At 70.8% G+C, this 22,385-nt stretch carries 16 protein-coding genes; 8 read left to right on the top strand and 8 right to left on the bottom strand.

The window, feature by feature from the left end; genetic code table 11:
* Window positions 1-66: 66 nt before the first annotated feature.
* From J7357_RS01720 to J7357_RS01695, 6 genes are all read right to left on the bottom strand, one after another.
* Window positions 67-1,002, bottom strand: a complete 936-nt coding sequence (locus J7357_RS01720; protein WP_209244411.1) for a diguanylate cyclase — start codon at window positions 1,000-1,002, stop codon at window positions 67-69.
* Window positions 999-5,849 (bottom strand): PAS domain S-box protein, encoded by a 4,851-nt coding sequence (locus tag J7357_RS01715; RefSeq protein WP_209244401.1) that lies wholly within the window; start codon window positions 5,847-5,849, stop codon window positions 999-1,001. The genes J7357_RS01720 and J7357_RS01715 overlap by 4 nt, the downstream gene beginning before the upstream one ends.
* Before the next feature lie 311 nt (window positions 5,850-6,160).
* The gene (locus J7357_RS01710) at window positions 6,161-6,433 is read right to left on the bottom strand and encodes a hypothetical protein (RefSeq protein WP_209244399.1); all 273 of its coding nucleotides are present in this window, start codon (window positions 6,431-6,433) and stop codon (window positions 6,161-6,163) included.
* Window positions 6,423-8,771, bottom strand: a complete 2,349-nt coding sequence (locus J7357_RS01705; protein WP_209244397.1) for an FdhF/YdeP family oxidoreductase — start codon at window positions 8,769-8,771, stop codon at window positions 6,423-6,425. The genes J7357_RS01710 and J7357_RS01705 overlap by 11 nt, the downstream gene beginning before the upstream one ends.
* On the bottom strand, window positions 8,768-9,607 hold the full coding sequence (gene fdhD / locus J7357_RS01700; RefSeq protein WP_209244395.1) for a formate dehydrogenase accessory sulfurtransferase FdhD: 840 nt from the start codon (window positions 9,605-9,607) through the stop codon (window positions 8,768-8,770). The genes J7357_RS01705 and fdhD overlap by 4 nt, the downstream gene beginning before the upstream one ends.
* Before the next feature lie 15 nt (window positions 9,608-9,622).
* On the bottom strand, window positions 9,623-11,305 hold the full coding sequence (locus J7357_RS01695) for an OFA family MFS transporter (protein ID WP_209244393.1): 1,683 nt from the start codon (window positions 11,303-11,305) through the stop codon (window positions 9,623-9,625).
* 286 nt (window positions 11,306-11,591) lie between these two features.
* On the opposite strand from J7357_RS01695, the gene J7357_RS01690 reads away from it, so the two are divergent.
* Together J7357_RS01690 and J7357_RS01685 are read left to right on the top strand one after the other, a co-directional pair.
* The gene (locus J7357_RS01690) at window positions 11,592-12,182 is read left to right on the top strand and encodes a hypothetical protein (RefSeq protein ID WP_209244391.1); all 591 of its coding nucleotides are present in this window, start codon (window positions 11,592-11,594) and stop codon (window positions 12,180-12,182) included.
* 170 nt (window positions 12,183-12,352) lie between these two features.
* Window positions 12,353-12,850, top strand: a complete 498-nt coding sequence (locus J7357_RS01685; RefSeq protein WP_209244389.1) for a DUF1203 domain-containing protein — start codon at window positions 12,353-12,355, stop codon at window positions 12,848-12,850.
* A 168-nt stretch (window positions 12,851-13,018) separates the two neighbouring features.
* On the opposite strand, the gene J7357_RS01680 is transcribed toward J7357_RS01685, so the two are convergent.
* Window positions 13,019-14,521: an aldehyde dehydrogenase gene (locus J7357_RS01680; RefSeq protein WP_209244387.1), complete on the bottom strand. Its 1,503-nt coding sequence runs from the start codon at window positions 14,519-14,521 to the stop codon at window positions 13,019-13,021.
* Between the two features lie 70 nt (window positions 14,522-14,591).
* Window positions 14,592-15,140, bottom strand: coding sequence for a cupin domain-containing protein (locus J7357_RS01675; RefSeq protein ID WP_010343946.1), 549 nt, complete (start codon window positions 15,138-15,140; stop codon window positions 14,592-14,594).
* Between the two features lie 197 nt (window positions 15,141-15,337).
* On the opposite strand from J7357_RS01675, the gene J7357_RS01670 reads away from it, so the two are divergent.
* From J7357_RS01670 to J7357_RS01645, 6 genes are all read left to right on the top strand, one after another.
* Complete coding sequence (locus tag J7357_RS01670; protein WP_209244385.1) at window positions 15,338-16,714, top strand: aspartate aminotransferase family protein; 1,377 nt, start codon at window positions 15,338-15,340, stop codon at window positions 16,712-16,714.
* Between the two features lie 64 nt (window positions 16,715-16,778).
* Window positions 16,779-17,891: an alanine dehydrogenase gene (ald, locus tag J7357_RS01665; protein WP_010343948.1), complete on the top strand. Its 1,113-nt coding sequence runs from the start codon at window positions 16,779-16,781 to the stop codon at window positions 17,889-17,891.
* 26 nt (window positions 17,892-17,917) lie between these two features.
* Window positions 17,918-19,426 (top strand): CoA-acylating methylmalonate-semialdehyde dehydrogenase, encoded by a 1,509-nt coding sequence (locus tag J7357_RS01660; RefSeq protein WP_209244384.1) that lies wholly within the window; start codon window positions 17,918-17,920, stop codon window positions 19,424-19,426.
* 233 nt (window positions 19,427-19,659) lie between these two features.
* Window positions 19,660-19,974 carry an EthD family reductase gene (locus J7357_RS01655; protein ID WP_017908811.1) on the top strand — a complete coding sequence of 105 codons (315 nt, stop codon included), beginning with the start codon at window positions 19,660-19,662 and terminating at the stop codon, window positions 19,972-19,974.
* A 162-nt stretch (window positions 19,975-20,136) separates the two neighbouring features.
* Window positions 20,137-20,976, top strand: coding sequence for a plasmid replication/partition related protein (locus J7357_RS01650; RefSeq protein ID WP_209244382.1), 840 nt, complete (start codon window positions 20,137-20,139; stop codon window positions 20,974-20,976).
* 150 nt (window positions 20,977-21,126) lie between these two features.
* Complete coding sequence (locus tag J7357_RS01645) at window positions 21,127-22,368, top strand: DUF445 domain-containing protein (RefSeq protein WP_209244880.1); 1,242 nt, start codon at window positions 21,127-21,129, stop codon at window positions 22,366-22,368.
* The last annotated feature ends 17 nt before the right edge of the window (window positions 22,369-22,385 follow it).

The raw sequence follows: 22,385 nt of genomic DNA, 5'->3' as shown, positions 1-22,385 counted from the left end.
ATTCTGGCAGATCGGCGAAGCTGCGACGCGCTTGGTTGCGCTGGCAACGATCGCCTGCGCGGCGCCTCACGCCACGCTGGCCCGCGCGCGCCCGCCCTGCTTGGCCAGATACAGCTGCGCATCGGCCTGCGCCAGCAACTGCGCGGCGCTGGTCTCGGCCTGGGGCAGCGCCACCGCACCGCCCAGGCTGATGCTCACGCATGGCCCCAGCGGCGAAGCCGCATGCGCCAGCTGCAGCTCGGCGACCCGCTGCAGCATGCGCTGCGCCACCTCGCGCACGCCCTCGGCCTCGCTGCCCGGCAGCAGCGCCACGAATTCCTCGCCGCCGTAGCGGGCCAGCAGATCGTGCGGACGCAGCACGCAGCCGGCCAGCGCCTGGGCGACCGCGCGCAGGCAGCCGTCGCCGAGTTGATGGCCGTAGTGGTCGTTGTAGCGCTTGAAGTAGTCCACGTCGATCATCAGCGCCCCGCAGGGCTTGCCTTCGCGCAGGCAGGCCTGCCAGTGCGTGCCCAGGGCCTCGTCGAACCGGCGACGATTGGCCACCCCGGTCAGCCCATCCAGCAGCGCGACCTCGCGCAACAGGTCGCTCTGCAGCTTCATGATCAGATGGTTCTGCACCCGCGCCCGCACCACCACCGGCTGCACCGGCTTGCTGATGAAATCGGCGCCCCCGGCCTCCAGCGCGGCGACCTCGTCCTCCGGCGCATCCTGCCCGGTGACGAACACCACCGGAATGTCCGCCGTCGCCGGGTCGGCCTTGAGCCGACGGCAGACCTGCAGCCCGTCCAGCTCCGGCATCATCACGTCCAGCAGCACCAGGTCCGGCGGCTGCTGCTGGCACAAGGCCAGGGCGCGCGCGCCATCCAGCGCCATGCTGACCTCGCAGGCGTCGCGCAGCAGTTCGTGCAGCGCGTGGATGTTGATCGGCTGGTCGTCCACGATCAGCACACGCGGGCGCCGTCCCTGCGGGGCGAGGCGTCGGTAGGCAGCGAAATCGCTCATGGGGAAGCGGTCTCCAACAAGGTGTTCAGGGTGACGAGGGCGTCGTCGAAACGCAGCGCCTGCACCTGCTCGCGCAGCCGCAGCGCGTCGCCGGCCTGGGCGCCGGCGATGGCCGGCGGTGCCCGGGCCAGCAGGGTCAGCGCGGCCAGGTCGGACTGACGCAGCAGCGGTTCCAGCGCACGCAACCACGGCTGCAGGGGCGCTTCGCTCATGGCGTTCGTCGCGGCAGGCGGCGTGGGCGTGGGCGTGCGCAGCGGCGCGGCCGCGGCGCGCAGCGCGTCCAGATCCTGCGCGGCCACCGCGTGCAGCGCCGCCAATGTCGCCGCCACGTCGGGCAGGTGCCCGCCGCGTGCGTCCTGCTCCAACGCGGCGGCGGCCTGCGCCAGGTTGGCGGCACCCAGCGTCGCCGCGCTGCCTTTCAAGGCATGTGCGGCATCGGCGCTGGCGCCGGCATCGCCCTGCCGCAACGCCTCGTCGACCCGCTGCAGCAGCATCCGGTGCTCCTCGGCGAAAGCATCGAGCATGCGCACGAACAGGCCGGCGTTGTTGCCGAACCGGGCCAGGATCGCATCGAGCGCAGCCGGTACAGGCGGCGCCGGCTGCGGGGCCGCCGCCGGCGCAGCGGTACGGCCGCTCAGGCGCAGCAGCGCTTCCACCATCTGTTCCAGATCGATCGGCTTGCCGATATGCGCGTCCATGCCCGCCTCCAGGCAGGCGTCGACGTCGTCCTGCGCGGCGTTTGCGGTCATCGCCAGGATCGGCAGCCGCGCAAAGCGCGCGTCGGCGCGGATGCGCCGGGTCGCTTCCAGGCCGTCCACGCGCGGCATCTGCATGTCCATCACCACCACGTCGAAGACCTGGCCGCTCTCGCGCACGCACTGCACGCCGGACAGGCCGTCCTCGGCCAGCGCCACCTGCGCGCCCTCCGCGCACAGCAGTTCCTCGGCCACCTGCCGGTTCAGCGCATTGTCCTCGACCACCAGCACGCGCAGCCCGGGCAGGCGCGCCACGCGCTGCGGCGCCGGCGCTGGCGCGGCGATGCTGGCGTCGCCGTTCCAGGCCCGCTCCAGTGCTTCGATCACCTGGCACGGCGTCACCGGCTTGACCAGGTGACCGGCGAACGGCGGCGACACGTGGCTCTGCGTCTGGCCCAGCAGTTCGCTCTGGTAGGCGGTCAGCATCAGCACCAGCGGCGGCACGGCGCACATCGCGCGCAGTTGCGCCGCCGCGGTGACGCCGTCGATGCCGGGCAGGCGCCAGTCCATCAACACGGCGTCGTAGCGTGCGCCGTTGCGCTCGGCCGCGAGCGCACGCGCCACCGCCTCCTCGCCGCTGGCGACGCCGTCCACCCGCCAGCCGCATGCGCCCAACGCATCGGTCAGCACCTCGCGCACCAGCGCGCTGTCGTCGACGACGAGCACATGCCGCGGGCGCGTGCAGCCGCATCCAGTACCCGCCTCGGCGTTCGCGTCCAGCACCAGCGGCAGGTCGAACCAGAACCGGCTGCCCTCGCCGAGCACGCTGTGCACCTGCAGCTCGCCGCCCATCATGCCGATCAGGCGCCGGCTGATCACCAGGCCCAGGCCGCTGCCGCCGAAGCGGCGGCTGATCGAGGCCTCGGCCTGGGTGAAGCTGTGGAAGATGCGCTGCTGCTGCTCGGCGCTGATGCCGATGCCGGTGTCCTCCACGATCATCCGCAGGGTCACCGCCTGCGCCTGCCGCTGCAGCAGCTCCACGCGCAAGCGCACATGTCCGTGCTCGGTGAACTTGAGCGCGTTGCCGGCCAGGTTGATCAGCACCTGCTGCAGGCGCAGCGCGTCGCCGATCACCCGGTCGGGGATGCCGCGATCGAGCTGGTAGACGATCTCCACTTCCGGCCGCTGGTGATTGCCCGCCAGCACCACCGCCAGGTCGCGCAGCAGTTCCTCGATGCGGAACGGATGCAGGTCCAGCTGCAGTTTGCCGGCCTCGATCTTGGAGTAGTCGAGGATGTCGTTGAGCAGGCTCAGCAGCGACTTGCCGGCCTTCTGCGCCTTGCTCACGTAGTCGTCCTGGCGCGCGTCCAGCGCGGTGCGCTGCAGCAGCTGCAGCATGCCCAGCACCGCGTTCATCGGCGTGCGGATCTCGTGGCTCATGTTGGCCAGGAACGAGGACTTGGCCTGGCTGGCCTCGTCGGCGCGCGCCTTGGCCTGGCGCAGCTCCTGCTCGGCCTGCAGTTGCGCGCTGATGTCGCGGTTGATGCCGATGACCCGGGTGACCCGGCCCTGCGCATCGCGTTCGGTGTGCGCGCCGGCCTGGATATGCCGCAGGCCGCCGTCGCCGCGCCGCACGCGGAACACCGGGTCGTAGACCGTCCCGTGCGCCACCGCCGATTGCAGGCTGGCCTCGGTCATCGCGAGGTCGTCGGGATGCACCTTCACCCGCCAGTCGGCATAGCGCAGGCCGCTTTCCCGCAGCGCTGCAGGCCACTCGTACAGCTCGTACATGCGCTCGTTGCATTCCAGCGCGTCGTCGCCCGGGGTCCAGGTCCAGATGCCGAGTTCGGCGGCGTCTGCGGCCATCGCCAGTTGGTCGTGCGCGCGGGTCAGCGCCTGGCGCTGGCGATGCCGATCGGTGATGTCGGCGATGACGCCGACCAGCAGGCATTCGCCGTCGATCCACATCGTACCGAGGCTGATCTCGATCGCGAACGCGTCGCCGTTCTTGCGCAGCGCCTGCAGTTCGCGGGCGCTGTCGACGCGCTCCGGCCACGCGCCCGTCGGCGGCACGTCGGCCGCCACCGCCGCGTGCAGGCTGGACGCCGCCTCGGGCATCAGCCGGCTGACGTCCTCGCCGACCAGTTCGTCGGCACCATAGCCGAACACGCGTTCGCCGGCGCGATTGACCGAACGCACCTTGCCGCGCGCGTCGAAGGTAATGATGGGATTGACCGCGGTGTCCAGGATCGCCTGGGTCAGGGCCATGCTACGCGCCAGCGAGCGCTCGGCCGCCTGCCGTTCGCTGATGTCCAGGGCGATGCCCAGGTAGCCGGAGAGTTCGCCCTGTGCGGTGCGGATCGCCGTCACCACCAGGCTCACCTGGCGGGTCGCGCCGTCGCGGCGCACATATGTCCACTCGCAGGTATCGGCGCCATCGCGCTCTGCCTTTTCCACGAACACGCGGAAGCCTTCCACCGGATGCCCCAGCTCGGCGGCCAGCATCGCGCCGCGGGCGGCCACCTCCTCGGCCAGGTGGAACGCGCCAGGCGTCAGCGTGCCGACCACGTCCTCGCGGCGGTAACCGAGCAGGCGCTCGGCGCCGGTGTTGAACAGGGTGATGGTGCCGTCGCGGTCGGTGGCGATGATCGCCACTTCCGAGGCGGCGCTCAGCACGCCTTCGAGCATCGCGGTGCTGCGGCTCAACTCGGCGGTCCGCGCCGCCACCTGGCTTTCCAGGGTCGCGTTCAAGGCCAGGATCTGCGCCCGCGCGGCCTTTTGCTCGGAGATGTCGCGCACCGTCTTGGACGCACCGATCGGCCGGCCTTCGGCGTTGTAGATCGGCGATACGCTGACCAGCACGTCCAGCAGGCGTCCGTCGGCATGCCGGCGCACGGTCTCGAAATACGGCACATCCTCGCCGCGTCCGATCCGCCGCAGCACCGATTCTTCCTCGTGCATCAGTTCCGGCGGCACGATCAGCTCGCCCAGCCGCCGCCCCATCGCCTCGGCCTCGCTGAAGCCGAACAGCTGTTCGGCGGCCCGGTTCCAACTGGTGACCACGCCCTCGAGCGTCTTGCCGATGATGCCGTCGGCAGAGCTTTGCACGACGGCGACCAGGTTCGCCTGGTCGCGGGCGATCTGCCGGCGCCGCACGCGGTTGCTGCACAGGGCGAACGCCAGCGCCGACGCGAGCACGCTCAGCACGGCGCCCAGCGACAGCGCCGTGCGCAGCGACCACGGCGTGTTGGCCGCCAGGAATGCCGGCCCCGCGGTCACGCGCAGCTGCCAGCGCCGCCCCATGACCTCTCGCTGCAGCGCCACCACCGGCGCCGGCGCGTCGGTCGGCTGCGCCGCACTGGCATAGAAGGTGCCCGCATCGGCGGCATCGAGGTCGCGCAATGCCATGCCCGACCATCGCGGATCCGGATGCAGGGCCTGCATCATCTGCGACATCAGCAGCGGCGCATAGGTCCAGCCAAGCAGCTCGCGCTGGCGTTGCGCCGGCGCGGCGGGCGTCGCGCCATCGCGGTACACCGGCAGCAGCATCAGGAACGACTGCGCACGCTGCGCGCCGGCCTGCACCAGGGTGATCGGCGCGGTCAGCCGTGGCGCACCGCTGTCCGCGGCCGCCTGCGCGGCGGCGCGGCGGGCGGACTCCGAGGCGATGTCCAGGCCGACCGCGGCGGCATTGTCCGCCAGCGGCTCGATGTATTGGATGACGAACCGGTCGCCAGCGTGCGGCGCCAGCTGGCGGATGCCGAAGCCCGGCCGTCCTTCCGCGCGCGCAGCGGCGACGAAGGCGTCCTGCCCGGTCTCGGTGACGCGGCGGATGAAGCCGAAGCCGCGCGCGCCCGGAAACTCCGTGCGCAGGTCGCGACTGCGCGTATAGCGTTGCACCTGCGCCTGGCTCAACCCATCGCCGGCAGTCAGCACCACGCCGCGCATCCCGCGCAAACCGTACTGATAGCGGTACAGCACTTCCTCGATCTCGTCGAAGGTGGCGCGCGCGTGCGCGGCGAGCTGCGCCTGCAAGTGGCGCGCATTGGCCCGATGCAGTTGCATGGCGACCATCGCCGTCGCCGCCATTCCCAACAACAGGACGCTGCCCGCCCAATAGAACGGCCAGCGCGTGATGCGCCGCTTCGCCATGCGTGTCCCCGGTGCGGCATCGGCGGCTGCCCGCGGCAGCGCGACCGACGCCCGACGTGCCTTCCGCCCGGCATGACGCGGAAGCTGCAGTCGTTGCTGGCGTGATCGGCGTGGGCCGGGCGAACTTGACCGTCGGCGGGCGCGAATGCCGGTCAAAACGCGAGAAACCAAGGGCTTTTCGCGCATGCTGTGGTGAACATCACAGGCCATGCCGGGCGTTTCCCGCAGCGTCGCGCGACGCGGGCAGCTCGCCGGGCAGCGCTGTCTGTCGACGCCGCAGGGCGAGACAGAGACGGCGCGCGCCTGCAGACTCAGTCGTGCCCGACCTCCGCATGCAGCGTCTGTGCCGCCGCCCGACCGGCAACGGTCAGCACCGCCAGCTCGCGCTCGCCCGCCCGCTCCACCCGCACCCAACCCGGCCCCGGCTGCCCGGCCAGTTCGGCATCGCCTAGCCAGGCCAGGGTGCGCAACAGCACGCTCATGCGCACCTCCAGGCGCTTGCACACGCGCGCCAGTACCATGCCCTCCGGCGCCTCGGCCAGCAGCTGCAGCAGACGCGCGGTCAGCAGCGGATCAGCGGACAAGCGCGACGCCGATGTCGCGCGGGGCCGCTGTGGCGGCGTCGGCCAGATGCGCAGTGACCACCACCGGAATCGACTTGGAGGTCGGCGTGCGCGCCTCGTCGGCGAAGCTGGACAGGGGCACCAGCGCGTTGGTTTCGGGGTAATAGGCCGCCAGGCAGCCGCGCGGGATGTTGTACTCGACCAGCATGAAGCGCTTGGCCTGGCGCGGCACACCGTCCTCGCACAGGCTGTGCAGGTCCACCCAGTCGCCGGCGCGCATGCTCAGGTCGGCGATGTCGGCGGCGTTGATGAACAGCACCCGGCGCTCGCCGAACACGCCGCGGTAGCGGTCGTCCAGGCCGTAGATGGTGGTGTTGTACTGGTCGTGCGAGCGCGTGGTGGCCAGGGTGAACACCAGTTGCCCGGGATGCTGACGGCGCGCGCGGTGGATCGGGTTGTCGGTGGGCACCGCATGCACCTTGAACACCGCGCGGCCTTCGGGCGTGTCCCACTCGCGGTCGCGCGCGCCGTTGGACAGGCGGAAGCCGCCCGGCACCCGCACCCGCGCATTGAAGTCGGCGAAGTCGTCGAACATCTGACCGATCAGGTCGCGGATGCGGTCGTAGTCGGCCACCAGCCAGCGCCAGCGCACCGCACTGCGCGCGCCGAGCGTGGCCTCGGCCAGGCCCGCCACGATCGCCGGCTCGGACAGCAGGTGCGGCGAGGCCGGCGGATTGATGCCGCCGGACAGGTGCACCATGCTCATCGAATCCTCGACACTGACCTGCTGCGGCCCACCCTCCTGGATGTCGATTTCGGTGCGGCCCAGGCACGGCAGGATCAGCGCGTCGCGGCCGTGCACCAGATGGCTGCGGTTGAGCTTGGTGGTGACGTGCACGGTCAGTTCGCAGCGGCGCAGCGCGCGGTGGGTAGCATCGGTGTCGGGCGTGGCGGTGGCGAAGTTGCCGCCCATGGCGAAGAACACCTTGGCGCGGCCGTCGGCCATCGCCTCGATCGCGCCCACGGTGTCGTAGCCGGGCGCGCGCGGCGGGGCGAAGCCGAACACCGCCTGCAGCCGGTCCAGGAACGCCTCCGGCGGCTTCTCGTAGATCATCATGGTGCGGTCGCCCTGCACGTTGCTGTGGCCGCGCACCGGGCAGGCGCCGGCGCCGGGACGGCCCAGGTGGCCGCGCAGCAGGAGCAGGTTGGCGATCATCTGGATGGTCGCCACCGAATGCTTGTGCTGGGTGATGCCCATGCCCCAGCAGGCGATCAGCCGCTCGGCCTTGAGGTAGATCTCGCCGGCCTTGCGCAGCGCAGCCTCGCTCAGCCCGGACTCCTCGACGATGGTGTCCCACGGCTCGGCCGCGACCTCGGCGGCGAAGGCCTCGAAACCGACGGTGTGGCGCGCGATGAACTCCAGGTCCAGCAGCCGCGGCTGGCCACTGCTTGCCGCCTCGGCGTCGCGTTCCAGCACGTGCTTGATGATGCCCTTCACCGCCGCCAGGTCGCCGCCGATCTTGAGCTGGAAATAATCCGAGGAGATGCGCGTGGAGCCGTTGTGCAGCATCTGCAGCTTGTCCTGCGGATCGGCGAACTTCTCCAGGCCGCGTTCGCGCAGCGGATTGAACGAGACGATCGCCGCGCCGCGCTTGGCCGCCTGGCGCAGTTCGCCGAGCATGCGCGGATGATTGGTGCCGGGGTTCTGGCCGAAGATGAAGATCGCATCGGCCAGTTCGAAATCCTGCAGCGATACGGTGCCCTTGCCGACCCCGATCTGCGCCTTGAGCGCGGTGCCGGACGGCTCGTGGCACATGTTGGAGCAGTCCGGGAAGTTGTTGGTGCCGAACTCGCGCACGAATAGCTGGTACAGGAAGGCGGCCTCGTTGCTGGTGCGGCCGGAGGTGTAGAAGATCGCCTCGTCCGGCGACGCCAGGCCATTGAGATGCCGGGCGATCAGCGCGAACGCCGCGTCCCAGTCGATCGGCACGTAGTGATCGGTCTCGGCGTCGTAGCGCAGCGGCTGGGTCAGCCGGCCCTGCCCCTCCAGCCAGTAGTCGCTGTAGCGGGCCAGTTGCGCGACGCTGTGCTGGGCGAACAGTTCCGGAGTGGCGCGGCGTGCGGTGGATTCGGCGGCCACCGCCTTGGCACCGTTCTCGCAGAACTCGAACGTCGAGGTGTGGTCGCGGTCGGGCCAGGCGCAGCCGGGGCAGTCGAAGCCGTCGGGCTGGTTGGCGTGCAGCAGGGTCTTGGCGCCCTGCACCGCCACGTCCTGCTCCATCAGGTGCTTGGCCACGGCGCGCAACGCGCCCCAACCGCCGGCCGGTTGCGTGTAGGGCTGGATGGTCTTCTTGCTCATGCGGGCTCTCCGGCGGGTTCGGTCTGCGCTAGGCGCTGCGGATGGCTGTAGACGACGTAATCGTGATCGCGGGCGAAGCCGATCAGGGTCAGGCCGGCGCTGTCGGCGAGCGCGATGGCCAGCGCGGTGGGTGCGGAAATGGCGGCCAGCAGCGGGATGCCGGCCTGGGTGGCCTTCATCGCCATTTCATAGCTGGCACGGCTGGTGACCACCGCGAAGCCGGCGCCCGGGTCGAGGCCGGTGCCGGCCAGCGCGCCGATCAGCTTGTCCAGCGCGTTGTGGCGGCCGACGTCCTCGCGGATCAACTGCAGCTCGCCCTGCGCATCGGCCCAGGCCGCGGCATGGGTCGCGCCGGTGAGCGCGTTGAGCGTCTGCCGCGCGCGCAGGTCGCACAGCGCCCGGGCCAGCGCCTCGGCCGCGATCGGCACGCCGGCCGGCACCGGACGCGGCGTGCGCAGCACCGCCTCCAGCGACTCGCTGCCGCACACGCCGCAGCCGCTGCGCCCATCCAGGTTGCGGCGCCGAGTCTGCAGCGCGGCGGCCTGGGCCGGCGGGATCCGCAGGCGCAGCGACACACCTTCCAGATAGGTTTCCACCGCCTCGATGCGCAGCTGCGCCGGCGCCGCGACGATGCCTTCGCTGAGCGAGAAGCCCAGCGCGAAATCCTCCAGGTCTTCCGGCGTGGCCATCATCACCACGAACGGCGTGTCGTTGTAGGCGAAGGCCACCGGCACCTCGGCCGCGACCAGGTCTTGGGCGACAGCCGTGCGCCCGTCGCGGTGGCGACGCACGCCGCGCGCGACCGCACCTGGCCTGGATGACGCACCCGAATACATCGCGACCCTCCGGACTCAGTGGAACAGCACGAACGCCTTCTGCAGGGTGACCCAGATGCCCCACAGCATCGGCACCCCGACCGCCAGCCAGGCCAGCACCAGCCACAACGGGTTGCCGCCGCGGCCGACCTGCGCCAGCTGCGCCGCGTCCGGCGCCGTCTGCCCGCTGCCGCCGACCCGCTCGTGCGCCAGCCGCTTCTCCGCCGCCAGTTCCTCCGGCGTCATGAAGTGCCTGGCCGCGACCGGCCGTACCAGCAGGTTGCAGATCAGGCCCAGCACCAGCATCCCGGCAAGGATGTACATGGTGGTGTTGTACACCTGTGACGGCGGCACGCCCATGCCCAACTGGTACTCGCGCATGTAACCCACCACCACCGGGCCGAGGATGCCGGCGGTGGCCCAGGCGGTCAGCAGGCGGCCATGGATGGCGCCGACCATCTGCGTGCCGAACAGGTCGGCCAGGTAGGCCGGAATGGTGGCGAAGCCGCCGCCGTACATCGACACGATCACGCAGAAGATGCCGACGAACAACGCACTGCCACCGAACTTGCCGGCCCACGGCGCAGCCGCGTACAGGGCGATGCCGAGCACGAAGAACACCGTGTAGGTGTGCTTGCGGCCGAGCTTGTCGGACATGCTGGCCCAGAAGAAGCGCCCGCCGATGTTGAACAGGCTCAGCAGGCCGGTGAAGCCGGCGGCGATGGCGGCGATGGCCGCCAACTGCGTGGTGTCGAGGCTGGCGAAACCGGCATCGACGCCGATCAGGCGGCCGCCGAACACTTCCTGCAGCATCGGCGAGGCCATGCCGATCACGCCGATACCGGCCGACACGTTCAGGCACAGCACGCCCCACAGCAGCCAGAACTGCGGAATGCCCCAGACCTTGCGCACGTGCACGTGATGGGCGGTGATCATGGCATTGGCGCTGGCCGTTGGCGCGGTCCAGCCGGCCGGGGTCCAGCCGCTCGGCGGCACCCGGTAGCCGAACGCGCCGGCCATCATGAACACGAAATACAGCCCGGCCATGACCAGGAAGGTTTCCTTCACGCCCACCGAGTCGGGGCCGGCGAAATGCCGCATCAGCGCGTCGGCCAGCGGGCTGCCGATCATCGCGCCGCCGCCGAAGCCCATGATCGCCATGCCGGTGGCCATGCCGCGGCGGTCCGGGAACCACTTGATCAGCGTGGACACCGGCGAGATGTAGCCCAGCCCCAGGCCGATGCCGCCGATCACGCCCGAGCCCAGCCACAGCAGCCAGATCTGGTGCAGGTGGATGCCCAGCGCCGAGATCACCAGGCCGCCGCACCAGCACAGCGCCGCGACCACGCCGGCCTTGCGCGGGCCGGCGCGTTCCAGCCAGCCGCCCCACAGCGCCGCCGAGCAGCCCAGCAACACGAAGAACAGCGTGTACATCCACTGCAGCTCGCTGATCTTCCAGTCGCAACTGGCCGAGACGATGCGCGCCAGGAAGCCCATGTCGGGCGGACAGGCCACCGCCGCGGTGACGCCCAGCGCCTTGGACAACGGCAACCAGAACACACTGAAGCCGTAGGCCATGCCGATGCACAGATGGATGGCCAGCGCCGCCGGCGGCACCAGCCAGCGATTGAACCCGGGCTGGGCGACGATGCGTTCCTTCGAGAGCAGGCCGGCGTGATCGGCCGGCACGGAGCCAACGATGCGGTGCGGTTCGTTCATGCAGTTGTTTCCTCCGAGACGTGGCCCCCTGGTTGCGGCGGAGCGCCTGCGGCATCTCCGCCATCCCGCTTGCTGAACGGCGCCATAACGGACCACCGGACGGACCGAGGGTATTACAAAACGCGCGTCGCCGCCGCGCCCGCCAGCACACAGCCGCCGTGCGCTGGCGCACGAGGGCGGACGCGTGCCCCACGATCCACCAGCACACAGGACGCCGGCCGATGCGTGATTCCGCTCCTGCAAGCGGGTCGGTTAGGCTTGCGCCCCCTTCGCCTGCGAAACGTCCATGCCCGTCCTGTCCCGCCTCGGCGTCGCCGCCACCCTGCTGCTCGGCAGCCATCTCGCCCATGCAGCCGACCTGCCCGCCGACGTGCTGCGCCAGGTGCCGGCCGGCTACCAGCCGCTGGCGCAATTGCAGGCCGATCTCGATGGCGACGGCCGCGCCGACTACCTGCTCGCGCTGCAGCAGCGCGGCGAGGCGCAACGCGATCCGGCGCCGGCCCGACCGTTGCTGATCTTCGTGCAGCAGGGCGATGGCCACTACCGGCTGGCGGCGCGCAACGACCGGGTGATCCTCAAGCGCGACGAGGGTGGCCAGTGCGACCCGTTCACCGATAGCGAGGACCCGTTCGCCGCCAAGGGCCGCTATTTCACCGTGCAGAACGGGGTCTCCTGCGGCCAGCACTGGACCGACTTCATCACCTTTCGCTACGACGCGCAGCGCAAGCAGTGGCTCTTCCACAAGCGCATCCAGCAGCGCTGGGAGATGAACCCGAATCCTGCGCCCGACGCCGAGGCGCTGGTCAAGGACGGCGACCAGGTGCAGTCGGCCGATCCGCGGCATCCGGTCGATTTCGCCGCTTACGTTCCGCGCTGAAGGCGCGAGGCGCGCCGTCCCGGCGGCGCGTCCGCGACATCATGGCGTGTCGCCGACCCTGGCGGCGACGCACCGCGCACGGGCACATGGCCAATGCCGCGTCCGAATGCGGCCAGCACGACATCAGCGCGAACGGCACGCTGCGCGCTCCATCCGTTCCCGGAGCCTCCATGTCCAGCTTCCGTTGCGTCGGCCTGCCGGCCGCCCAGTTCGCTCCCCTGTTCGAGCTCGACGACGCGCACCTGCAGGCGCACCACGCGCGGCGCCTGCGCGCCGACAGCGCGCTCGGCTATCCGTGCAGGATCAGCCTGGAGGACGCGCGGCCCGGCGAGGAACTGCTGTTGCTGCACTACCTGCACCAACCCGCGCAGACGCCGTACCGCGCCGCCGGCCCGATCTACGTGCGCCGCGACGTCGCCACTGCCACGCCAGCGCCGGGCGAGGTGCCCGATGCCATCGTCCGCCGCCTGATCTCGCTGCGCGGCTACGACGCCGATGACCTGCTGATCGCCGCCGACGTGCAGCCCGGCGAACGCATCGCCACCGCGATCGCCTGCGCCTTCGCCGACCCGCAGGTGCATTACCTGCACCTGCATCATGCGCGACAGGGCTGTTTTGCGTGCCGGGTGGAGCGGGAGCCGGGATTGGGGAGTCGGGATTGGGAATGAGTGGCTGCGCCGCGCTCTAGAACACCACCTGTTCCGTAAGAGCGGCTTCAGCCGCGATGAGGGTTACCGGGAAAGCCCGTCGCGGCTGAAGCCGCTCCTACGACATCCGCAGCCGCAACCCCGCTTTTCACCAATCCCGAATCCCCAATCTCCAATCCCCGCTCCGGGCTACTCACCCAGCTTGATCCAGGTCGCCTTCATCTCCGTGTACTTGTCGAAGGCGTGCAGCGACTTGTCGCGGCCGTTGCCCGATTGCTTGTAGCCGCCGAACGGGGCGGTCATGTCGCCGCCATCCCAGTAGTTCACCCACACGCTGCCGGCACGCAGCTTGCGCGCCACGCGGTGCGCGCGGCCGATGTCGCGGGTCCAGACGCCCGCCGCCAGGCCGTAGTCGCTGTCGTTGGCCATGCGCAGGGCGTGCGCCTCGTCGTCGAAGGCGATCACCGACAGCACCGGGCCGAAGATCTCCTCGCGGGCGATGGTGTGTTCGTGGCCGACCTCGTCGAAGATGGTCGGCTCCACGTAGCAGCCGCCGGGCACCACCTCCACGCGCTTGCCGCCGAGCAGCAGGCGCGCGCCTTCGGCGTTGCCGCGGGCGATGTAGTCGAGCACGCGGTGGGTCTGGGTCTCGTCCACCAGCGCGCCCATCGCCGCGTCGTCGTCGAACGGATGCCGCGGCTGCAGCGCGCGGCCGGCGGCGACCACGCGTTCGACGAAGCCGTCCTTGATCGAACGCTCCACCAGCAGCCGCGAGGCGGCGGTGCAGACCTCGCCCTGGTTGTAGAAGATCGCCGCAGCCGCGGCCTGCGCCGCCTGCTCCAGGTCCGGTGCATCGGCGAACACCAGATTCGGGCTCTTGCCGCCGCATTCCATGTAGGCGCGCTTCATGTTCGACAGCCCGGCGCACTGCAGCAGGCGCCGCCCGACCGCTGTGGAGCCAGTGAACACCAGCCCGTCCACGTCCATGTGCAGCGCCAGCGGCTCGCCGGCGCCCTTGCCGAAGCCGGGCACGACGTTGAACACGCCGTCGGGAATGCCCGCCTCGGCCACCAGCTCGGCCAGGCGCAGCGCGCTCAGCGGCGATTTCTCCGACGGCTTGAGCACCACCGAGTTGCCCGCGGCCAGGGCCGGGGCGATCTTCCACGCCGCCATCAGCAACGGGAAATTCCACGGCACGATCGCGCCGACCACGCCCAGCGGCTCGCGGGTGATGAGGCCCAGTTCGTCCTGTCCGGTCGGCGCCACTTCGCCGTAGAGCTTGTCCACCGCTTCGGCGGTCCAGGACAGGCAGCGCACCGTCGCCGCCAGGTCCACTGCGCGCGCATCGCGCACCGGCTTGCCCATGTCCAGCGATTCCAGCAACGCCAGTTCGTCGGCATGGCGTTCGACCAACTGGGCCAGCGCCAGCAGGGTCTTCTTGCGCTGCGCCGGCTTGGCCTGCGACCAGTGCCCGGCCTCGAAGCTGCGCCGCGCCGCGGCCACCGCGCGGTCGATGTCCGCGGCCTCGCCCTCGGCGACGTGGCCGAGCAGGCGGCCGTCGATCGGGCTGACGCAGTCGAAGGTCTTGCCGCTGACGGCGTCGACGTAGCGGCCGTCGATGAAGGCCTGGGTCCGCGGACGCAGCGTGTCGGCCAGCGCCTGCCAGGCGTCGCGGGTGCGGGGTGCGGTCATCGGGAACTCCTGCGGCGGCGGAAGGATCGGAAGGACGCGACGGCGGGCGGCGGCGCGGCGCGCATGCGATTCAGAACGTGGCCGGCGTATTGGCGCTGACCAGCACCGCGGTGTCGCGGCCGACGTTGCGGAACCGGTGCGGCACCCGGCTTTCGAAATAGTAGCCCTCGCCGGCGCGCAGCACCCGCACCTGACTGCCGACGGTGATCTCCACCTCGCCGGCCACCACCACCCCGCCCTCTTCGCCGTCGTGCACCAGCATCGCGCTGCCGGTGTCGCTGCCCGGCGGCATCACCTCGCGCAGGATGCACATCTGCCGCTGCGGGCGATGCTGGCCGACCAGGTAGTAATGGATGCCGTCGCTGCCGACGTCGGGCAGTTCGTCGGCGCGGTAGAACGGCGCATCGGCCTCGCCCGGGTCCAGGTCCTGGGTGAAGAATTCGGCCAGCGAGATCGGGATGCCATCCAGCACCTTCTTCAGCGAACTCACCGACGGGCTGACCTTGTTCTGCTCGATCAGCGAGATGGTGCTGTTGGTCACGCCCACCCGCTTGGCCAGCTCGCGCTGGCTCAGGCCATGGGCGGTGCGAACCCGATGCAGGCGGGCGCCGATGTCCATCGCGGGGGAACGCCGGTGACGGTGTTGCCGGATACTTTACACACCCGCCCCCGGCGGTCAATTTCGCGCCGCGCGCCGGTGCTGCGGCGCAACCAGGAAATGCCGGTACCGCTCGCGCGAACTGCGCCATGCCGGGTCACCCCTCGCACAGCGGCATGGTGTAAAGTTTTTTCAACATCCCTCGCGTGGAGCCTGCGATGCGCCCTCAGCCGCCCCTCTCGCCCCAGGCGCTGTCCGACCACTACGCCGCGCAGGCGACCCGCGAGCCGGACACGCTGGAGGCGTTCTGGATGCCGTTCACCGCCAACCGCCAGTTCAAGGCGCGGCCGCGGCTGCTGGCCTCGGCCGAGGGCATGCACTACCGCAGCGTGGACGGGCGCCAGATCCTCGACGGCACCGCCGGCCTGTGGTGCTGCAACGCCGGCCACGCGCGGCCGCGCATCGTCGAGGCGGTGGCGCGGCAGATCGCCACGCTGGATTTCGCGCCGACCTTCCAGATGGGCTCGCCGCTGCCGTTCGTGCTCGCCGAACGCCTGGTGGAGCTGGCGCCGCCGGGCCTGGACCACGTGTTCTACACCAACTCCGGCTCCGAGTCGGTGGATACCGCGCTGAAGATCGCGCTGGCCTACCACCGCGCCCGCGGCGAGGGCCAGCGCACCCGCTTCATCGGCCGCGAGAAGGGCTACCACGGCGTCGGCTTCGGCGGCATCTCGGTCGGTGGCCTGCCGAACAACCGCAAGGCGTTCGGCCCGCTGCTGCCGGGCGTGGACCATCTGCGGCACACGCTCGACCTGGAGCGCAATGCGTTCTCGCGCGGCCTGCCGACGCATGGCGCGGAACTGGCCGAGGACCTGGAGCGGCTGGTGACGCTGCACGACGCCTCCACCATCGCCGCGGTGATCATCGAACCGATCTCCGGCTCGGCCGGGGTGGTGCTGCCGCCGCACGGCTACCTGCAGCGCATCCGCGAACTGTGCGACAAGCACGGCATCCTGCTGATCTTCGACGAGGTCATCACCGGCTACGGCCGCGTCGGCCACGCCTTCGCCGCGCAGCGCTTCGGGGTGACCCCGGACATGATGACGACCGCCAAGGGGCTGACCAACGGCTGCGTGCCGATGGGCGCGGTGTTCGTGTCCCACGCCATCCACGAGGCCTTCGCGCACGGCCCGGCCAACGCCATCGACCTGTTCCACGGCTACACCTACTCCGGCCATCCGCTGGCCTGTGCCGCGGCGCTGGCGACGCTGGACACCTACGCCGAGGAGCAATTGTTCGACAAGGCGATCGAACTGGGCCCGGTGTGGGAGGAAGCCATCCATCGGCTGCGCGATCTGCCGCACGTCATCGACATCCGCAACTTCGGCCTGATCGGCGCGATCGAACTCGCGCCGCGCAAGGGTGCGCCCGGCGCGCGCGCCTACGAGATCTTCGAGCGCTGCTTCCACGAAGGCGACCTGCTGATCCGCGTCACCGGCGACACCATCGCGCTGTCGCCGCCGCTGATCGTCGAACCCGCGCACATCGAGCGCATCTTCGCGGTGCTGGCGGACATGATCCGCAGCACACCCTGACCCCTCCCTCACCCAACCCACCGCCCGCGCTCCCCACGCGCCGCGTCTGCCTGGAGAACCGCTCATGCTGGTCGGCGTTCCGAAAGAGATCAAGAACCACGAATACCGGATCGGGCTGACCCCGTCCGGGGTGCGCGAACTGGTGCTGCACGGCCACCAGGTGCTGGTGCAGCGCGGCGGCGGCCAGGCCATCGGCCTCACCGATGCCGAGTACGAACGCGCTGGCGCACGCATCGCCGAGGATGCGGCCAGCGTGTTCGCGCAGGCCGAGATGATCGTCAAGGTCAAGGAACCGCAGCCGGAGGAATGCGCGATGCTGCGCCCCGGGCAATTGCTGTTCACCTATCTGCACCTGGCGCCGGATCCGCAGCAGGCCGCGGCGCTGCAGCGCTCCGGCTGCACCGCCATCGCCTACGAGACCGTCACCGACGGCCACGGCGGCCTGCCGCTGCTGGCGCCGATGAGCGAGGTGGCCGGGCGCATGGCGATCCAGGCCGGCGCGCATGCGCTGGAGAAGGCGCAGGGCGGCTCCGGCGTGCTGCTCGGCGGTGTGCCCGGGGTCAAGCCGGCGCAGGTGCTGGTGATCGGCGGCGGCGTGGTCGGCATCAACGCCGCGCGCATGGCGATGGGCCTGCACGCGCGGGTGACCGTGCTGGACCGCTCGCTGGAGCGGCTCAAGTACCTGGACGAACTCTACGGCCAGCAACTGACCACGCTGTACTCCACCCGCGATGCGATCGAGCAGTGCCTGCCGCACACCGACCTGGTGATCGGCGCGGTGCTGATCCCCGGCGCCGCCGCACCCAAGCTGGTGTCGCGCGATCAACTGGCGCTGCTGCGGCCCGGCTCGGTGCTGGTGGACGTGGCGATCGACCAGGGCGGCTGCTTCGAGACCAGCCACCCGACCACGCACCAGCAGCCGACCTACGAGGTCGACGGCATCGTGCACTACTGCGTGGCCAACATGCCCGGCGGCGTCGCCCGCACCTCCACCTTCGCCTTGACCAACGCCACCCTGCCGTTCGTGCTGCTGCTGGCCGAACACGGGCTGCAGGCGCTGCGCGACGACCAGGACCTGCGCAACGGCCTCAACGTGCACGCCGGCAAGCTCACCCACCGCGCGGTGGCGCAGGCCCTGGGCCAGGACTTCGTGCGGCCGCTGGACGCGCTGGGCTGACGATTTCAATGCAAGGACCGAACACGATGGGCGAGATCCTGTCCCACTACATCGATGGCCAGCCGGTCGCGTTCCGGGGCGACGAACACGCCGAGGTCTTCGACCCGGCGACAGGCGCCGTCCAGCGCCACGTGCCGCTGGGCGCCGCGCATGCGGTGGAGATGGCGGTGCGCGCCGCCAGTACCGCTTTTCCCGACTGGGCGGCGACGCCGCCGCTGCAGCGCGCGCGGGTGCTGTTCCGCTTCCGCGCGCTGCTGGAACGCCACACCGACGCCCTGGCCCGCTGTATCAGCGCCGAGCACGGCAAGACCGTCACCGATGCGCGCGGCGAAGTGGTCCGCGGCATGGAGGTAGTGGAGTTCGCCTGCGGCATCCCGCACCTGCTCAAGGGCGAGCATTCGCACGACGTCGGTCGCGGCGTGGATGCGTGGAGCGAGTACGCGCCGCTGGGCGTGGTCGCCGGCGTCACCCCGTTCAACTTCCCGGCGATGGTGCCGCTGTGGATGCTGCCGGTGGCATTGGCCTGCGGCAACAGCTTCGTGCTCAAGCCTTCCGAACACGCGCCTTCGGCCTCGCTGCACCTGGCCGAATGGCTGCACGAGGCCGGGTTGCCGGCCGGCGTGTGCAACGTGGTGCACGGCGCCAAGCCGGCGGTGGATGCGCTGCTGACGCACCCGCAGGTGCAGGCGCTGAGCTTCGTCGGCTCCACCGCGGTGGCCGCCGACCTGTACGCGCGCGGCAGTGCGCTGGGCAAGCGCGTGCAGGCGCTGGGCGGTGCCAAGAATCACCTGGTGGTGCTGCCGGATGCCGACCTAGACGACGTCGCCGATGCCCTGCTCGGCGCCGGCTACGGCTCGGCCGGCGAACGCTGCATGGCGATCTCGGTGGCGGTGTGCGTGGGCGATGCGCTGGCCGATGCGCTGGTGGCCAAGCTCGCGCCGCGCGTGGCCGCACTGCGCCTGGGCCCCGGCTGCGCCGAGGGCGGCCGCGACGAGCCGGACATGGGCCCGCTGGTGAGCGCTGCGCACCGCGAGCGCGTGCTCGGTTACCTCCACAGCGGCGTGGCCGAGGGCGCACGCCTGGTGGTCGACGGCCGCCCGGCGGGCGCGGCCGGCCACCCGGACGGCTTCTTCCTCGGCGGCAGCCTGTTCGACCACGTGCGCAGCGACATGCGCATCTACCGCGAGGAGATCTTCGGCCCGGTGCTGTGCGTGGTGCGGGTGGCCGACGCCGCCGCTGCGCTGCGCCTGATCGCCGACCACGACTACGGCAACGGCGCGGCGGTGTTCACCCGCGACGGCGGCGCGGCGCGTGCGTTCGCACGGCAGGTGCAGGCCGGCATGGTCGGCATCAACGTGCCGATCCCGGTGCCGATGGCCTTCCACAGCTTCGGCGGCTGGAAGCGCTCGCTGTTCGGGCCACTGCACGTGCATGGCCCGGACGGGGTGCGCTTCTACACCCGGCTCAAGACCGTCACCGCACGCTGGCCCGAGGCCGCGGGCGGCGCCGAGTTCGCGATGCCGACGATGCGGTAGGCGATGAAGCCGGGAATGGAGAATCGGGAATAGGGAATCGCAAAAGCGTCCCGGCGCGCACCGGTCGACGGGCAGGCGCATCCCTTGCTGTTGCTGTTGCCATTCCCCATTCCCGACTCCCCATTCCCGGCCCTGCGCCCGCCGCAGCGCAACACGCGCCGGCCTTACCCGGGTGTAGCCTTGCGCCACCCCGGCACCCGGCCGGGGTCCGCCGCCGCCACAGGAGCCGCTCCATGATCAAGGTCAGCGTGATGTACCCGTACACGCCAGGCGCCCGTTTCGACCATGCCTACTACCGCGACACGCACATGCCGCTGCTGCAGGCGCGCATGGGCGCGGCCTGCCTGCGCTACACCGTGGACAAGGGCCTGTCCGGCGGCACCCCGGGCAGCGACCCGACCTACGTCGGCATGTGCCACATCTTCAGCGAGTCGGTGGAGGCCTTCCAGGCCGGCTTTGGCCCGCACGCGGAGGAGATCCTCGGCGACATCAAGAACTACACCGACCTGACGCCGGTGATGCAGATCAGTGAGGTGGTGGTGGGGTGAAGCCGGGAATGGGGAAACGGGAATAGGGAATCGCAAAGCGCCGCATGCGCGAACGACTCAGGCCATGCGGCCGCGACACACGCTGTTGCCATTCCCGATTCCCCGCTCCCGATTCCCGGCCTCTACAATGCCGCCCCCGTCGCCACGCCGTACCGCCCGTTGATGAACATCGTTGTCAAAGAAGACCTCAAGGCCTATATCGATCCGCTGACCGCCGACGAATACGCCGCCCTGGAACGCAGCCTGCTGGCCGAGGGCTGCCGCGACGCGCTGGTGTTGTGGGGCGACATCCTGGTCGACGGGCACAACCGCTACGGCATCTGCCAGAAGCACGGGTTGCCGTTCCAGACCGTGCAGAACACCCGCTTCCAGTCGCTGCAGGACGTGCACCTGTGGATGATCGACCAGCACCTGGGCCGGCGCAGCGTCTCCGACTTCCAGCGCGGCGTGCTGGCGCTGCGCAAGCGCGAGATCCTCGCCGAGCGGCGCGCCAGCGCGGCCGCCGCGGATGCTCCCGCGGCCGACGCCACTGACCCGGATGCGGCTGCCGAGGCCGCCAACGACACCGACACGCCGCCCTGGGCCGACGCACCGGCACCGCTCAGCCGCGCCGAACTGGCGCGCGTGGCGCGGCTCAGCAACAGCCAGGTGGTGCAGATCGAGAAGATCCAGAAGCAGGCCGCCGCCGAAGTGGTCGAGGCGGTCAAATCCGGTGCGATCTCGATCAACGCCGCCGCGGCGGTGGCCAGCCTGCCCGAAGAGGAACAGCGCGCCGCGGCGATGGCCGGCAAGGACGAACTGAAGCAAGCCGCCAAGCGCGCCCGCGAGTCAAAGCGCAAGCCCAAGCCGGCGCCTGCGGACGCCCTCGAGGACGCGGCCCTGGCGGCGGATGCCGAGGGCGACACGACGGCCGCGCTGCGTCAGCGCGTGGCTGCGCTCGAAGCCGAGAACCAGGCGCTGCGCGAGGAACTGGCGGCACTGCGCGCGCAGCTCTCGGACTGATCCACGCGCACCGGCCATCCCTGCCCCGGCCGGATACCGGGGCGCCGCGCATGCAACCGCGCTCACCGCGCACTGCGTAGACTCGGCCGCATGAGCGTGTCTCCCGGCCTTCCCCTGCCCCCCGATCCGCGCCGCGCACAGTTGCGGCGCATGAAGCTGCTGGCGGCGCTGTTGCTGCTGGCGATGCTGTGTGGCTTCCTGCTCAGCCATGCCATGGGCCTGCACGGCGTGTGGGCCTGGATCGGCGCCTTCTGCGAAGCGGCCACGGTCGGTGCGCTGGCCGACTGGTTCGCGGTGGTGGCGCTATTCCGGCACCCGCTGGGCCTGCCGATTCCGCACACGGCGATCATCCCGCACGGCAAGGCGCGCATCGCCGACAGCCTGGCCGTGTTCGTGCGCGATCAGTTCCTGGAGCCGGCCGCGCTGCTGGCCAAGCTCAGCGCCTTCGATCCGGCGGCACGGCTGGGCCAGTGGCTGGCCGAACCGGCGCAGTCCGCACGGCTGGCCGACCTCGCCCGCGGCTGGGCGCTGCAGGCGCTGGATCTGCTCGACGAAGCGGCCGTGCGGCGTCGCATCCACGGCTTCGTGGTCGCGCGGCTGCGCGACTGGGACGCCGCCGCCACCGCCGGCGAGCTGCTCGGCCTGCTCACCGCCGACGGCCGCCACCATGCCCTGCTCGACGAAGCGCTGACCCGGCTCGGCCGGCACCTGGACGATGCCGCGGTCAAGCAGCGGGTGTCGGAGATGATCGTCAAGTACGCGCGCCGCGAGTGGCCCAAGCTGGTCGGCACCGTGGAGTGGGTGAAGCCGGTCGAGGGCATCGCCGACACCCTCGCCGAGCGCCTGGCGCATGCGCTGCTGGAGGAACTGCAGGAGGTGCTGTCGCAGCCGCAGCACCCGCTGCGCCAGGACTACGAGCGCTGGCTCGGCGGTTACGTGGAACGGCTGCGCAGCGATCCGGCCACCGCCGACAAGGTGCAGGCGCTGAAGCAGCGGCTGATCGACCACCCCGGCGTGCAGGCGTACGTGCAGGGCCTGTGGGACCAGATCCATGCTGCGCTGCGCGAGGACCTGTCGCGCCAGGACGGTGCGCTGGTGCAGCACCTGCAGCGTGCCCTCGGCGCGCTCGGCCAGTCGCTGGCGCAGGATCCCGCCCTGCGCGAGGCGCTCAACCAGCACCTGCTCGGCGGCGCCGAGCGGCTGACCCAGCGCCTGCGCAGCGGCGTCACCGAGCACATCGCGCAGACCGTGAAGGGCTGGGACGAACGCCACCTGGTCGAGCAACTGGAACTGAGCGTGGGCCGCGACCTGCAGTACATCCGCTTCAACGGCACCCTGGTCGGCGGATTGATCGGGTTGGCGCTGCACGCTGCCGTCACGCTGCTTGGCTGAGCGTGGCTGGCAAGGAT

The sequence above is a fragment of the Xanthomonas sp. D-109 genome, from assembly GCF_017746095.1.
Lineage (GTDB): Bacteria > Pseudomonadota > Gammaproteobacteria > Xanthomonadales > Xanthomonadaceae > Xanthomonas_A > Xanthomonas_A sacchari.
This window is presented reverse-complemented; position numbering and strand designations above follow the sequence as displayed.